At 65.5% G+C, this 15,214-nt stretch carries 8 protein-coding genes; 6 read left to right on the forward strand and 2 right to left on the reverse strand.

Annotated elements, in window-relative coordinates; all coding sequences use genetic code 11:
• Nucleotides 1-95: 95 nt before the first annotated feature.
• Nucleotides 96-1,028: a L,D-transpeptidase family protein gene (locus OH809_RS34770; protein WP_406417592.1), complete on the reverse strand. Its 933-nt coding sequence runs from the start codon at nt 1,026-1,028 to the stop codon at nt 96-98.
• A 70-nt stretch (nt 1,029-1,098) separates the two neighbouring features.
• Entirely contained in the window at nt 1,099-1,551 is a 453-nt protein-coding gene (locus OH809_RS34775; protein ID WP_406417590.1) for a hypothetical protein, read from the reverse strand.
• 735 nt (nt 1,552-2,286) lie between these two features.
• On the opposite strand from OH809_RS34775, the gene OH809_RS34780 reads away from it, so the two are divergent.
• The 6 genes from OH809_RS34780 (at nt 2,287) to OH809_RS34805 (ending at nt 15,081) form a co-directional block, all read left to right on the forward strand.
• Nucleotides 2,287-11,046 (forward strand): DNRLRE domain-containing protein, encoded by an 8,760-nt coding sequence (locus tag OH809_RS34780; protein ID WP_406516023.1) that lies wholly within the window; start codon nt 2,287-2,289, stop codon nt 11,044-11,046.
• A 75-nt stretch (nt 11,047-11,121) separates the two neighbouring features.
• Entirely contained in the window at nt 11,122-11,580 is a 459-nt protein-coding gene (locus tag OH809_RS34785; protein WP_406417585.1) for a hypothetical protein, read from the forward strand.
• A 765-nt stretch (nt 11,581-12,345) separates the two neighbouring features.
• Entirely contained in the window at nt 12,346-12,789 is a 444-nt protein-coding gene (locus tag OH809_RS34790; RefSeq protein WP_406417583.1) for a YwqJ-related putative deaminase, read from the forward strand.
• A 1-nt stretch (nt 12,790) separates the two neighbouring features.
• Nucleotides 12,791-13,246: an SUKH-3 domain-containing protein gene (locus OH809_RS34795; protein ID WP_406516024.1), complete on the forward strand. Its 456-nt coding sequence runs from the start codon at nt 12,791-12,793 to the stop codon at nt 13,244-13,246.
• 179 nt (nt 13,247-13,425) lie between these two features.
• Nucleotides 13,426-13,656 carry a hypothetical protein gene (locus OH809_RS34800; protein WP_406516025.1) on the forward strand — a complete coding sequence of 77 codons (231 nt, stop codon included), beginning with the start codon at nt 13,426-13,428 and terminating at the stop codon, nt 13,654-13,656.
• A 399-nt stretch (nt 13,657-14,055) separates the two neighbouring features.
• Nucleotides 14,056-15,081 (forward strand): IS701 family transposase, encoded by a 1,026-nt coding sequence (locus tag OH809_RS34805; RefSeq protein ID WP_406417577.1) that lies wholly within the window; start codon nt 14,056-14,058, stop codon nt 15,079-15,081.
• Nucleotides 15,082-15,214: the final 133 nt, after the last annotated feature.

A 15,214-nucleotide genomic window follows, 5' to 3' on the forward strand; every position in this document is an offset into this window, starting at 1 on the left:
TAAGAGTTCAGTTCCGGCTCGCCCCCGAAAGAGGCGTCCCGTTATACCCAGCGCCCCACCCTCCTGAAACGTCAGACTGGAGGCCGGGCGCGTGGTCAGCCGATGGCGATGCGTGGGTGGCCGGCCGGTGTGACCCAGCCCATGATCCGGTCCATGGTCGAGCGCGGCACGGACACGCAGCCCGCGGTGGCGCCGCTGCCGTTGACGTGGAGAAAGATACCGGCGCCCCGGCCCGGGACGGCGGGCCACCGGTTGAAGTTGATGACGAGGGCCTTGGCGTACTGCGTCGGGTAATTGATCAGGCGCTCGCTGCCACGTTCGCCGGACTCGGTGAGCGGGAAGTCGGCGCCCGCCTCGGTGTGCATCTGGTTGTAGAACTTCGACTCGGGGTCCTGGACCCACCAGTGCGTCCTGCCCACGACGGTGTACGGCATGGCCGTGCCGCCCGCTTCGACGCCGAACCCCTCCGTCATGGTGTAGGTGCCGGTGGGTGTGGTGTACGTGCTCTGCCTGCGGGTCGCGCCGTCGGTGACGCCGTTGGAGCCGACGCGGCCCGAGGCGGTACTGAACTGGGCTTTCCACCCGGAGGCGCCCTTCGCCCAGGCGGTCACGGTCGCGTACGAGCCGCTGGCCTTGACGGTGATGAGCTGGGTGGCGTTGCCGACGTCGGCCGGGACGGGGAAGTCGGGCTTCGAGGGCGCCGCACCCTTGTCGTCGGCCCCGGCGGGAGCGGCAGCGGTGGTGTCGGCGGCGGGCGCCGCCTTCGTCGTGGCGGCGCCCGCCGCGGTGGCCGAGGGAGTCGCCGAGCCGCTCGGGGACGCGGACGTGGACGCGGAGGGCGACGGGGCGGACGGCGAGGCGGAGGTTTCCTTGCCGCCGGTCCCGGCCTTTGCGGCTCCCGCTCCCGTCGGGGCGGTGGCGTCCGCCGCCGCGGTGTTCTGCGGGTCTGCTGTGCCGCATCCGGCGGTGAGCGCGAGGGCGCTCAGGACAGCCGAGGTGACCAGCATCTGTCGTGACGCGGTGCGCATGTGCGTACTCCTTGAACTCGGAACCCGGAACTCGGGTGGACGGGCCGTGAACGGATGGGGCCGGCGTGATTCAGGACTGGGGGAGTGGGCCGCTGCAGGTGGCGCGGCCGTACGTCCCGCTGGCGGTTGCGCGCTGGACATGCGCGCCACGGACGGCGAGGGTGCAGGCCGCCTGGCCGCCCCGGTCGCCGAGGACGATGGCCACGGTCGGGTCCTTGCCGAGGGGGACCTGCACGGTCTTCTTCCACGGCAGGTCGGCGTCCTTGACGACGGTCGCGGAGCCGGACTCGCTGCGGGCGAGGTAGGAGATCTCGACGGTGCCCTCACCCGTGACCTCGTACGTCACCTCGGCGGTCGGGACGGCGTGGGGGGCGGGCTGCTCGTCGGTGGCGAACACGCCGTAGCCGACGAGGCCGCCGCAGGCGAGCAGCACGGCGGCGGCAATGGCTATGCCCTGACGCCCTGTGCCCTGAAGACCCGCGCCCTGACTCCCACCGGAGTTCTGCTCGTCCTTCTCATTCACCTGCTGGTGGCCCTTTGTTTCCGGTTCCGTGATTTCTGAGGATTCGCTGGCTGGCATGGCAGAGCCCGGCTTTCGGTGAGTGGGCGGAATTCGAACCGGGCGGTTATACACCACGGCGAAACAGCAGCGCAAGCGACCGGAAGAAAGGGGAGAAACCATCCGCCATCGGGCCGCCGTTCGTCCCCGAATGTCCGCGGGGTTGACGCCGCCCGGCCGACCTGACTCAATATCACCAATGCCCCTGGCCAGGGGTGACGCATGTTCACCCCACTGCCGACCTGAAATTTCAGGTCGGTTTGATTGGCGTGCCCACGTTCCACGGAAAGGGCCGCCCCAGAAAGGGCATTGTGAAAGTAAGGCTCGGGAGACTCATTTCCTGCCTTGTGGTGTCGGCGGTCGCAGGTACTGCGTTACCGCAGGTGGCTTACGCCGCCCCGGCACCCAAGGAAGACGACGGAAAAGGTGTTGTCGAAACGGTCAGGGGCTGGTTTTCGGACGACGACGAAGAAAGGGAACTGGCCAAGCCGCCGGTCGGCGGAAAGCTGGAAATACCGAGCCGGGAGAAGCTGGCAAAGGGCGAGAAGCTTCCGAAGGCGAAGCGGGTCAAGGAGCTGACTGGGAAGCGCACGTCGCAGGCGCGCTTCTGGCAGCTGTCGGACGGCCGGATCGAGGCCGAGCTGACGGCGACCGACCTCGTACAGGTCCGGGAAAACGTGGAAGCCGATCGAGACCACGGTGCGCGCCACCGAGGACAAGGGCTTCGATTTCGCCAACACCGCGAACACCGGCAAGAGCTGGTTCGGCTCCGACGCCGGCAAGTTCATGCGTTTCGAGGCGGAGAGCGGCGGGGCGGTCACGTTCGGCCTGACCGGTGCTGGTGCGCTCAAGCCGGAGGCGAAGGACGACCGGGTCGTCTACAAGGACGCGGTCGTGGGTGCGGACCTGTCGTACCGGGTCGGCAACGGTGAGGTGAAGGAGGACATCGTCCTCGCCGAACGCCCGGCGGGTCCGGTGTCGTTCACCTTCACCCTGGACACCGAGGGCGGTCTGACGCCGAAGGCGCGCAAGGACGGCTCGATCGCCTTCTTCGGCGAGGCTCCGGGCACTGCGGTGATGGTGATCCCGGCTCCGTACATGACGGACGCCAAGAAGGATCCGCAGTCGGTCACCGGTGGTACGTACAGCACCAAGGTCACCCAGAGGCTGATCCGGGACGCCGACGGCAAGGGCTGGAAGCTGACCGTCACGCCGGACGCCAAGTGGCTTGCGGCGAAGGAACGCCAGTACCCGGTCGTCATCGACCCGACGATCACGATCACGCCGATCGCCTCGGCGTCCGAGGACACGATGGTCCTGTCGGACCAGCCGGCGGCCAACTTCAACAACACCTGGAAGCTGTCGGTCGGCAAGACCGGCACCGGCATCGCCCGGTCGCTGATCAAGTTCCCGCTGAACGAGGTCCCGGCGGGGGTGAAGGTCGATGCGGCACGGCTGAGCATGTACTACGACCAGTCGCACACGACCAACGGCAACGTCGTCGCCCTCGAGGCGCACCGGGCCACCGGGGCGTGGAGCGAGTCGGGCACGTCGCCCGCAACGTGGTCCAACACCAGCGCGCTGGTCGGTGAACTGTCCGGCACCACGGTGCAGTTGGACGACGGTGATGCCGGCACGGCGGCGGTCGGCGAGTGGCCGCGATCCACGACCACGGGCGGCGCGGCGACCAACGACGACTACGCTTACAACAAGAACGCGCTCACGGGCGAGTCGTACACCTGGCAGCCGAGGGTCCCGGAGACCGACACGTACCGGGTGGACGTGCACTACCCGGCGGCGGCGGACGCGGCCACGGCCGCCCCGTACACGGTCACCCACAACGGCGGCACCAAGAACTACACGGTCAACCAGACCGGCACCGGCGGCGTCTGGAAGACCCTGGACGCGGCGGAGCTCAGCTTCGCCAAGGGGAACGCCGGGAAGATCGCCCTCGGTGACACCGGCTCGGCCACGACCCGTACGCTGGCCGACTCGGTGCGGCTGGTGAACCCCGCCGCGATCACCAAGGGCGCCTGGGACTACAACAAGTGGCACGACTTCCCCGTCGCGGACACGGTCCAGAAGTGGGTCTCGGGCACGGCCGTCAACCACGGCTTCGTGCTCAAGGCCACGGACGAGTCGGGCACCGCGCCGCAGGGCGGCCCGCGCTACGAGGCCGCCGACGGCAACGCCTACGGCGACGAAACGTCCACGTACCCGCGTCTGACAGTGACCTACGGGGCTGTCGGCACGTCGCTGAACTCGCCGACCGTGGTCCACTCCACCGGTCCGGTGCTCTCCTGGCCGGCGTACGCCAACGGCAGCGGTGACAGCGGTCTGGACATCGTGGAGTACCAGCTGCACCGCTCCACGCAGCAGGCGTTCACCCCGTCCGCGGCGACGCTGATCGCCCCGATCGCGTCGACCACGACGACGTACACGGACACCACGGCGGTGCCGACCCCCGACTCCTCCTCCAGCGAGATCGGGAAGTCGTACTACTACCAGCTCGCGGTCAAGACCCAGAACGGGCAGCTGCTCGGGTCGCCGACCCGGATCGTGGGCATCCCGAAGGCCGGCCGGACGATGAAGATCATCCAGGCGGGCCAGACCGACACCACGCTGTCCTCGACGCAGCCGACCGTCAACCACGACGGTCTGGTCTCCGGCAAGGCGCAGACCTGGTTGAGCGTGGGCAACAACTCCGGCACGTACGGCAAGACCCGCGCCGTCGTGAAGTTCCCCACCACATCCATCCCCACCACCGCCACGGTGCTGGAGAACAAGATGTACATGTGGGGCGCGGAGACCACCAGCACGACCAATGGTGCGATCTACGAACTCCGCTCCCTGACCCGGGACTTCACCGAGACCCAGGCCACGTGGAACAACGCGAACTCCACGACGCCGTGGACCACCGCGGGCGGTGACTTCTCGGCCACCGTCTCCGACACCGTCCCGCAGATCACCGACGAGGTCGGGCGTCACTGGTGGGACGCCACCGGACTGATGCAGTCCTGGGTCAAGACGCCTGCCAACAACAAGGGCGTCCTGGTCAAGCTGAAGGACGAGACCATCACCGGCCCGCAGGAGCGCACGCTGTTCCTGTCGTCCGAAGCCTCCGACCCGCAGCTGCGGCCGTACATGCAGGTCATCTACGTCGACGCCACCACGGAGGACACGTACTACGCGCCGACCACCCCGGCCCGGATGACCCCCAACTCCACCTACACGGTGGACTTCACGGTCACCAACACCACTGCCTCGGCGTGGGCGGCCGGTGAGCGGGTGCTCTCCTACACCTGGAAGCTGCCCGACGGCACGGACGTGACGACCGGCGGCAACCAGCTGTCCACCGCGATCCCTGCCCTCCTGCCGGGCAAGTCGGCGACGATCAAGGCGCAGGTCAAGACCCCGATCAACTCCGACTCGGGGAACAAGCGCAACGACTACGTGCTCGGCTGGGACATCAAGAAGGTCTCCGACGGCACGTGGCTTTCCGCAGGCACCGGCGCCATCCCGACGCTGAAGCAGAACGTGGCGGTGGAGGACCCGACCTCGGACCAGCTGGGTCTGGAGAAGTTCTACTCGTACGCGGGCAAGAACACCGGCGCGGGTTCGTCGCTGATGAACAACACGGCGTCCGGCAACAGCGTCTGGTCGTACAACGCCTTCAGCAACCCGGGCCGCGGGCTGAGCACCTTCGCGCGCCTGGCGTACAACACGCAGGACACCTCGGACACCGTCCTCGGCCACGGCTGGTCCGGCCAGCTCGCCGGCCCGACCCGGCTCGGCGCACCGCTGGACTTCCACCCCAACCCGAACCCGACCGAGCTCAGGCTCCCGGACGGTGACGGCACCACGCACGTCTTCCGCAAGCAGGCGGACGAGTCGTGGAAGGCGCCGGCGGGTGTCCACTACAAGGTCACGATGAAGTCGGGCCTGGACTGCAAGCCGACGAAGGACCCCGTCCCTGACGCGTGGACACTCACGCGCCCGGACGGTACCCGCTTCCTGTTCGGCTGCGACGGCTACATGACGTCCACCGTCGACAAGAACGGCAACACGCAGACGTACACCTACGAAGAGCGCAAGTCCAACAACAAGCCGACCAAGTTCCTCAAGTACATCACCGACCCGGCCGGCCGTAACACCCTGACCGTCGACTACTACCGCAAATACGAGAACAAGGGCGGCGTCGTATCTGGTGACGCCACCTACACCTACATCACCGACACCGGCGCCAAGGCCACCGGCACCAACCTCAACGAGCCCAAGATCTACGACCACGTGAAGTCCATGACGGACATCTCGGGCCGCAAGATCTCCTTCTACTACACCACCAAGGGCCTGCTCGGACAGTTCACCGACGGTGACGGCTCCACCAACGGTGCGCCGAAAAACTTCACGTTCACCTACGACGCCACCCAGGGCAACAAGAACGTCAAGCTGGTCAAGGCCACCGCCCCCCGGGGCAACGCGACCGGCCTGGCGTACTACTACCCGAAGGAGGGCGACGACCCGAAGTACCACTGGTGGACACAGACGATCACTGATCGCAAGAACTTCACCACCGGCTTCGCGTACAAGCCCAATGTGGCGAACACCAAGTTCACCGACACCAAGCTCACCGACGCGGAGAGCCACGCCACGGACTACGTGACCGACGACTTCGGCCGCCCGGTCCAGATCACCAACGCCAAATCCCAGCCCACGAAGATGTCGTGGGACGCGGACAACAACGTCACCTACCTCGAAGAAGCCAACGGCGCCAAGACCGCCTACTGCTACGACCAGAAGACCGGTTACCCGCTCTGGCAGCGTGACGCCGAGAACAACAAGGCGGGCGTACCCCCGTCCTCGGACTGCGCCCCGGGCACCTACCCGGCCAACGCAGCCAAGTACGAGTACCAGACCCGTGTGGACGGCTACTCGGCCGACATCTTCAGGAAGACGTCCCCCGAGGGCCGCACGCACCAGTTCGGCTACGACACGTTCGGCAACCTGAAGTCGGTCACCGACCCCAAGGGCGTCGCCACCACAACGGTCGACGACTACACCACGAAGTACGAGTACAACTCCTACGGCCAGCTCACCAAGGCCACTGACGCCAACGGCAACCCGACCACCAACAGCGCATTCGGCCCAACCGGCTACCCGGCGACCATCACGGACGCACTGGGCAAGGCTTCGACATACGTCTACGACGAGCGAGGCCAGGTCCAGGAGGCAGTGAACGCCAAGGGCGCGAAGACGACCCAGGCGTACGACACCTTCGGCCGGCCTAAGGAGCAGAAGGCACCCAAGAGCGCGGCGGACAACCAGTTCATCACCGTCCCCGCGCCCGTCTACGACGCCAACGACAACGTCACCAAGGTCACCTCGCCCTCGGGCGCGGTGTCGACATCGGTCTTCGACGCCACCGACCAGATCACCGAATCGATCGCGCCCGGTGACGAGGCCGGAGCCCCCGGACGCAGGACGACCCGCACCTACGACAAGGTCGGCAACGTCCTGTCGGTGACGGAGCCGAAGGGTAACGAGGCCGGTGCGGTGGCCGGCTCGTACACCACCAGGATGGCGTACGACGAGATCTACCAGCCGACGCGTGTCACCAACGCCAAGGGTGACACCGCGGTCTCGGTGTACGACAACGTCGGCAACGTCGTGAAGATGATCGATCCGAAGAAGAACGCCTCGGCGGATCCGGACGACTTCACGGTCAAGGCCGATTACGACCTCAACCACCGGCCGTTCTCGGTCACGGACGCTGCGGGCAAGTCCGCTTCGACCACCTACGACAAGGACTCGCTCACTCTCTCCACCACGGACGCGGAGAACAACAAGACCCTTCTGACGTATGACGAGCGCGGTGCGCTCACCGAACAGAAGGTGCCGCACTCGGAGGACGGCTCCGGTGCCATTACTCACCGGACCACGAAGTTCGAGTACGACCAGGTCGGAAACCAGACCAAGGTCGTCAGTCCGCGCGGCGTCGAGACCACCGGCGACGCCACGGACCATGTCGCCGAGGCGAAGTACGACGAACTGAACCGGGTCAAGGAGCAGCTGAGTCCCTTCAAGGCGGGCGACGGTGACTCCGGGAGTCCGGACAAGACGTTTTACTTCTATGACGAGGTCGGCCAGCTGGAGCGGCTGTCCGCACCACCGTCGCAGGGCCAGACCGTTCGCAACGACACGAAGTACACCTACTTCGACAACGGCTGGACGAAGTCGTCGACGGATGCGTTCGACATCTCGACGACGTACGACTACAACGACCTGGGCCAGCAGACGAAGAACACGCTGACCTCGGCCGGTGGTTCCTCGCAGCGCACGATGACGTGGGACTTCTACCCGTCGGGCAACCAGAGGTCGCGCTCCGACGACGGTGTGCCGGTCGGCAAGCAGGTCGCGCTCGTCGACTCGACGGACATCAACAACACCGCGACTCAGGGAACCTGGGACGCGTCCCAGGCGACCGGCCAGTGGGGCTACGACGTCCGTACGCACGCCAAGGGCGACGGCACCTCGCAGTTCGTGTGGCAGCTCAACATCCCGCAGGACGGTTCATACGAGGTCTTCGTCCGGCACGGTGACGTGACGGGCGCGGCTTCGGACGCCTCCTTCAAGGTCACCCACGCCACCGGCGATGTGACCAAGACCGTCAACCAGTCGACAGGCTCCGGTGAGTGGATCTCCCTGGGCTCGTACTCCTTCACGGAGGCGGCCGCCCAGAAGATCACGCTGACGGACGCTGCGAACGGCACGGTGATCGCCGACGCGGTGAAGCTGGTCCGCTCGAACACCGGCGAAACCGACAACGAGAAGAAGGACTTCACCTACCGCTACGACGCGAACGCCAACCTGGTGGAGGTCGAGGACCTCGCCCCGGGCGCGAAGATCGACAGTTATGCCATCGCCTACGACGGGCTCAACCAGCTGTCGAAGGTGGACGAGATGTCGGGCACCGCGGTCAAGAACACGACCGCGCTGGACTACGACGTCAACGGCAACATCATCAGCTCCACGCACGATCTGACCTGGTCGAAGATCGAGTACGACATCCGGGACAAGATCTCGAAGGTCACCAACGCCGATTCGCCGACGGCCGGCAATCAGCAGATCTTCACCCAGACCTACACCGACCGGAACCAGCCGCTGAAGCAGACGAAGGCGAACGGCAACACCGTCGACTTCACCTACTTCCTCGACGGTCCGGCCAAGTCGGTGCTGGAGAAGACCTCGGCCGGAGCGGTGGTCGCCCAGCACGACCTGGAGTACGACCCGAACGGGAACCGCTCCAAGGACACCGCGAAGCTCATGAACGCCGACGACTCCTCGGCGTACCTGGACACGGTGTCCTCCTTCGAGTACGACCCGCAGGACCGGATCAGGAAGGTCACCAAGACCGGTGACGGCACGGGGACGGAGTCGTACCAGTACGACGCCAACTCCAATGTGGTCAACCAGACGGTCGGCGGCGTCACCACGTCCTCGACGTACGACCGCAATCGCCTGCTGAAGAACACCACGGGCGCAGTGGCGGCGACGTACAACTACGACCCGCTGGGCCGCCTGGACACGGTGTCCTCCAACGGGTCGACGCAGGAGAAGTACACCTACGACGGCTTCGACCGGATGGCCAAGCACACCGCGGGCAGCGGCGGTTCGGAGAGGACGACCTCGTACGTCTACGACGCCTTCGACCGTACGCAGTCGCAGACCACGTCGGGGACGAGCGGCAAGACCACGGCCTTCACCTATCTGGGCATGGACAACAAGGTCCTGCGCGAGGAGGTCGCGGGCAAGGCGACGAAGTCCTACCAGTGGTCGCCGTGGGGTCAGCAGCTGACGCAGATCAAGCACAAGGACGACGGGAGCAAGGAGTACTCGCAGTTCACGTATCACCCCAAGGGTGATGTGGAGGCGATCACGAAGGACGACGGCACGACCCGGGCGACGTACGGGTACACCGCGTACGGCTCGGACGAGTCGAGGCTCTTCACCGGCGCCGACAAACCGGATGCCCAGAACCCGGCGGCGGAGCCGTACAACGAGTACCGGTACAACGGCAAGCGCTACGACGCCGCGTCGGGTACGTACGACATGGGGTTCCGCAACTACGACCCGGGACTGAACCGGTTCCTGACGCGGGACATGTACAACGGCGCGCTGGCCGACATGACGCTGGGCAGCGACCCGTACACGGGCAACCGGTACGCGTTCGCGGGCGGTAACCCGATCGCCTTCGTGGAGCTGGACGGTCACCTCTTCGGCGTCGACATCTCGATCTCGGACATCGGGCACGCGGTGCTGGATGTCGCGGGTCAGGTGCCGGTGATCGGTGAGGTCGCCGACGGTGCGAACGCGATCTGGTACGCGGCCGAGGGCAACTGGGTCGACGCCGGACTCTCCGCGGCGGGGATGATCCCGTTCGCGGGCAGTGCGGTTACCGGGGCACGACTGGCGTCCAAGACGGTCAAGGCCGTCGACGCCATCTCCGACGGCGCGAAGGCCGCGGACAACGTGGCCGACACGGTGAAGGCCGCAGACACAGCGACCGACACCGCGAAGGCAGCACCGGCCGCACCGAAGGATGCACCAGCGGCTACGCCGCAGGCGGCACCGAGCTGCAAAAACAGCTTCGTGCCGGGCACGCGCGTGGTGATGGCGGACGGGTCCAGCAAGAACATCGAGGACCTGAACGTCGGCGAGCAGGTCCTGGCCACCGACCCGGAAACGGGCGACACCAGGGCCCGCGAAGTCACCGACACCCGTAACCACAAGAGCGACAAGCACCTGGTCACCCTCACCGTCGACCCCGACGGCAAGGACGGCCAGGCCAAGCCGGGCAAGATCACCTCAACCTCGGCACACCTCTTCTGGCTCCCGGACGCGGGCAAGTGGGTCAAGGCCCAGCAGCTCAAGCCAGGCATGTGGCTCCAGACCTCATCGGGCACCTGGACCCAGATCACCGCGATCGACGACAGCCACCGCAGCGAACGAGTCCACAACCTCACCGTCGACGGCGTCCACACGTACTATGTGCTGGCTGGCACCACCCCTGTCCTCGTCCACAACTGCGGAAATATCGACAAGGACTACGACGTCGCGGGCGGACACGCCAAGGATCACGTGGGTCTGTCGGATCAACAACTGAAAGACAGGGCGCCCACTCTCAAGGGCGGCAAAGCGTCGAGCCTGACGCCAGGAACTGCCCAGGCAAGTATCGACTCCGTACTTTCTGGCGTAAATCTCAACGCCTGGGCTGCCAAGAACTCTCATGGGGCCGAAAGGACTCTCACTGGACGGTTCAATAGCCCAATTGGCCGGGTAGCCGACAGCTCTGGAAATGTCTCAGATGCATACAATCTACAGCTCCTTATTAGGCGTGTAAATAAGGGAACTGACGGCCATAAGGGGACATGGGTCGTGCATACGGTCATGGCCTGGTAAACACACCACTCGACGTGCGAGACGCTGGCCCACTTAGGTGGGCCGGCGTCTCGATATTTACAGGAGATATCTCAAGTGATGCAGGTTCAGCAAGGCGTAGTCAGCACCCTGGCGAGTCTGGGAAAATTCCACGAAGAGCTTACTGAATTCTCTCGCAGGATTCTTCGTGAATATAATTTTGGCAGTGACGTTGAATTGGTTCATCAAATTCTTGTTGAGCCGATCGAGAAGTCGGTAGAATTCACATCCCTGCATCGTTTCACCGTTTCGGTCGGCCTTGATTTTGTAGACTGCAAGGAGATTGAAATTGCCGCAAGCATCCTCATTGGGGAATCTTCATGCGCGACATCTGTTGAAATTCGAGCCGACCTCGGCGAGGCGGTCGGAGAGCTAGGTGAACGGAAACTCGCTCTGCATGAGGAAATGGTTGACGGGATTGAGCTGAGCGCGGCTATCGGATTTCTTGGGAAGGCCGTGAGGAATCTAGGCAACTTGGCCGACCCCCTCAAGACTCTGGCGGAACGCCACGTCTAGCGTGTCCAAGCTGCGAACCTCCGAAGGGGCAGTCTGGTCCGTCTGACGGCAACGGCTGACGGCATTAATGGCGGATGATCTTCCACCCGACATCGGATCGCTTTCGATGTCGGCCTCGCCGGTGTCTCCTCAGCGGGTCGGCTGAGGTGACACCGATGCTCTTCAGGTGCTGGCAGGCGTTGGTCCAAGAGGCTGAGCTGTTCAGAGTTTCTTTACTGCATCAACGCGACCCGCTGGCGCGGGTCGCGCGCGGCACGGCCGCCCACCCGGCCCGCTCTCGGCTCCGCCACCGCGGGCCGGCCAGCGACCAGGCCGCGCAAACAGCACAGCGCACGACCGGAAGCGCGAAGAAGCCGGGACGCACCCGCACGACGAGCACCAGGTCGACGGCGTTGCAGCGGCGGGGAGTTGGCCGGTGCGCAGCTCGTGGGTGGGTCGGTCGGCTCCGTGGGCTTTACCCACCTCCCCGGGCCGGGGCCCGCGTCGGACAAGGCCAGGGGGCCACTCGTTCAAATTCCGGGCAGGGGCAAAGCCTGCCCGAGTTGCCGGGCCAGCGTACGGCCCCCTGACCATGCCCGACCCCAACCCGGGCAGGACACCGATCAAAGCCCACTCCACCGACCTCACGCACGTAGCCGTCTGACGGCAACGCCGACGGCAACACGGGTGCACAGCAAGGCACTTCCACGTACACCCGCGCACGTACCGAATGCCGCTGAACTGCGAAAATACAGGTGACGTCAGCCCAGCGCGCACACGTACTATGTGCTGGCGGGCGAGACTCCGGTACTCGTTCACAATTGTGGTGAAGGCGCGGTAGAAGCAGCTCAGGGGGTTGCTGATGCATCGGCGTCCATTCGCCCCGCCGCAGCAAGACCAGCAGTCGCGGAAGCGATTCAGCTATCGAGTGGGCGGGTCATAGCGAGTGGTAGTGTCCGCGGAGCAAAGGCACGCATACACCCGGCCGTTCAGGCAGTTCTTAATGCGGTCGCTCCTGGTGCCCGTGGTGTCGGTCATGGGCAATGCGGGTTGGCTGTCTGTCTTTCGCAGGCGCTATTTAGCGGAGAGAGTCCGATGGGAGCCGATGCGGCCGCGGTGTTGATCAGAGGTGACGTTGGCCACCCCAAGCATGGATTCGGGGTAGGGCCGTGTGATAGCTGCAAGACTCTTTCTGAGCACTTCGACCTCAACTTCTTGACAGGTGGCTAAAGTGAGTGAGCTGTCCGAAGAAGCGGAGCGGGTGCTCCTGCTTGCAGGTTGGACGCCTGGTCGGCGCGTTGATACGTCGGCCTGGCGGGCCCGATTGGAGGGCTCTGGATTCAGCATGCACGAGGCAGCCGAGAGATTCCTCTCTGAATTCGGTGGCCTGTCTTTCGAGTATGGCGGTTATGGTATTTCGCGGACGCGAGAACCCTTCGAGCTTGATCCGCTACTCGGACTCGGAGAAGATGATAGATTTCGCGAGTGGGGTGAATTGATCGGGGTGACGCTTTTCCCGATTGGTGAACTCGATCAAGGCAGGTATTTCCTTGGTCTTGATGACATGGGAGAGATCTACCTCGTGGCCGATTGGCTAGCGCGATTTGGTATTGGTCTCAGCGGGATGGAAAGTCTCATCTTGGGAGTCATGCCAGAAGTGCTCTACGATTGCTACCCGCAACCTTGATTGTCGGCACTCGACTTAAGGCCAGCTCGGCTTATCGAGTTTGACGGAATGGTTGTCGTCCAGAAGCCCACCGGAGTGATTTCCGGTGGGCTTCTGGGGTTTTTGACGGCAACGGTGACGGCAACGTCAGCGGACGGCTGCCAGCGGGTGCGGCTGTCGGATACGACTCCGAAGGCCGCGTGACGCGCGTCGTCATGGCCCGGCCCGCGCAAGTGGTGCACCGGGGCATGGAGCTGATCGGGCACCCGTACGCCGAAGTCGTGGCGGCGGCGCGCAGACAGGGCGTCACCGTCGTGGAGCGCGAGGCCGAACTCGTCTTTCCAGAGAGCGGGTTCAGCGTGTGGACGGCGCGCGCCGGAGACGACGCGCTGCCGATCGTCGCTGCGGCGCTCGGGTGGCACGACGCGTAGTGTCGGGACCGGGTGCGTGACGGCCGGGGCCGGCTGCCGCTTCTGGCGGCTGCCGACCCCGGCCGAAACAACCCAGAAAATTCTTCAACAAAGACAAGGGGTCCAGGACGAGCGGCTACTGGCTCTGGACGGTGGCATTCAATGTGGCTCTCCTGTCGCCTCCGTGGGTCGTTGACCAGGGCTGATGCGCAGAACACGCCGTACCCGGGGTACGTTTCGACGTGCGAAAGTACGAAACGGAAGAACCTGGATACGGCGTGCGATCTGCAAGTACTACAGCCGGAGATCTTGTGACGGAGCCAGGGTGGCGTCGTTGACCGGGCATGGTGCTGGATGTGACGGCTGAGCAGATAGCCGGGTGGGACGCCGAACTGTCCGCGTTGACCGCCGCTGGGACACTTGTTCAACCGGCCCGAGCCGCGGGTGGTGTTTGCGCAGTTCATCGAGGGGCTGCTGGCGGAGTTGCCGGCGAAGAACGGCTGGACGCCGGCCGAGCGGGCCGGGCATGTGACCGCGGATCGGATGCAGTGGCTGCTGAACGGTTCGGTGTGGGATGCGGACCTGCTGCGCGACGCGGTCCGCGACTACGTCGTGACGCATCTCGGCGACGCGGACGCGTCGCTGGTCATCGATGACACGCAGGCCCAGAAGAAGGGCACCACGTCGGTTGGGGTGGGCTTCCAGCACTGCGGGCTGACCGGCGATGTCCGTACCCAGCCCGAGTTGGCCATTGCCATGCTGGACCGGGTGAAGGCGGCCGATGTTCCGTTCGCCTGGATCCTGGCGGACGCCGGCTACGGCCGTGATCCGCAGTTGCGCGCCTGGTGCCACCGGCAGCTCGCGCCGTATGTCTTCGGCGTCCCCGTCGATCTGCCCCTCAACGGCCCGCCGGGCAAACCACGCCAGCCGGCCGTGGACCGCGCCGATGACCTCCTCCACTACGCCAAGGCCCGTGACCAGTGGGCACGCCGCTCCTGCGGCGACGGCTCGAAGAGCGAACGGCTCTACGACTGGACCGCCTTCGCCGTGAAGGTGAAGGACGAGGCACCGGCCGACGGCTTCGCCCACTGGCTGGTACTGCGACGCTTCCTGCATCCCAATCGGCGCGGCAAGGACGGCGAACCGCGCCGCGAGGTCGCCTACTTCCTGGTCCACGCCCCTCAGGACACCAACCTCACTGAGGTCATTGCGCGGGTCGGTGGCCGCCGGCAGATCGAGGAGGACAACGAGCTCAACAAACAGCTCGTCGGCCTCGCGCAGTACCAGGTCCGCAAGTGGACGCCCTGGCACCGGCACGTCACCGCCTGCATGCTGGCCAGCGCCTTCCTCGCCGTTCAACGCGCCCCCCTCCCCGGTCCCGCCCTGGAGCAGGACCCTGACCTGGGAAAAGGTCAGAGCATCAGCGAGAGCGAGGCCGCTGGCTGATCCCCGGACCGCTGCTGCGGCCCTCGGTCCACACCATCCGGCACTGCCTGGCCGCTACCCGGCTCAACCCCCGCCACCCCGTCGAAACTGTCCTGACCTGCGAGTTATGGCGCCGACTGCATCAGACCCGAGC

This window comes from Streptomyces sp. NBC_00873 (assembly GCF_045207415.1).
In the GTDB taxonomy this organism is placed as follows: Bacteria; Actinomycetota; Actinomycetes; order Streptomycetales; family Streptomycetaceae; genus Streptomyces.

What these genes read in the sequence shown, in the direction of transcription:
- OH809_RS34770 (WP_406417592.1), bottom strand. Translation starts at nt 1,028, where the DNA reads ATGCGCACCGCGTCACGACAGATGCTGGTCACCTCGGCTGTCCTGAGC.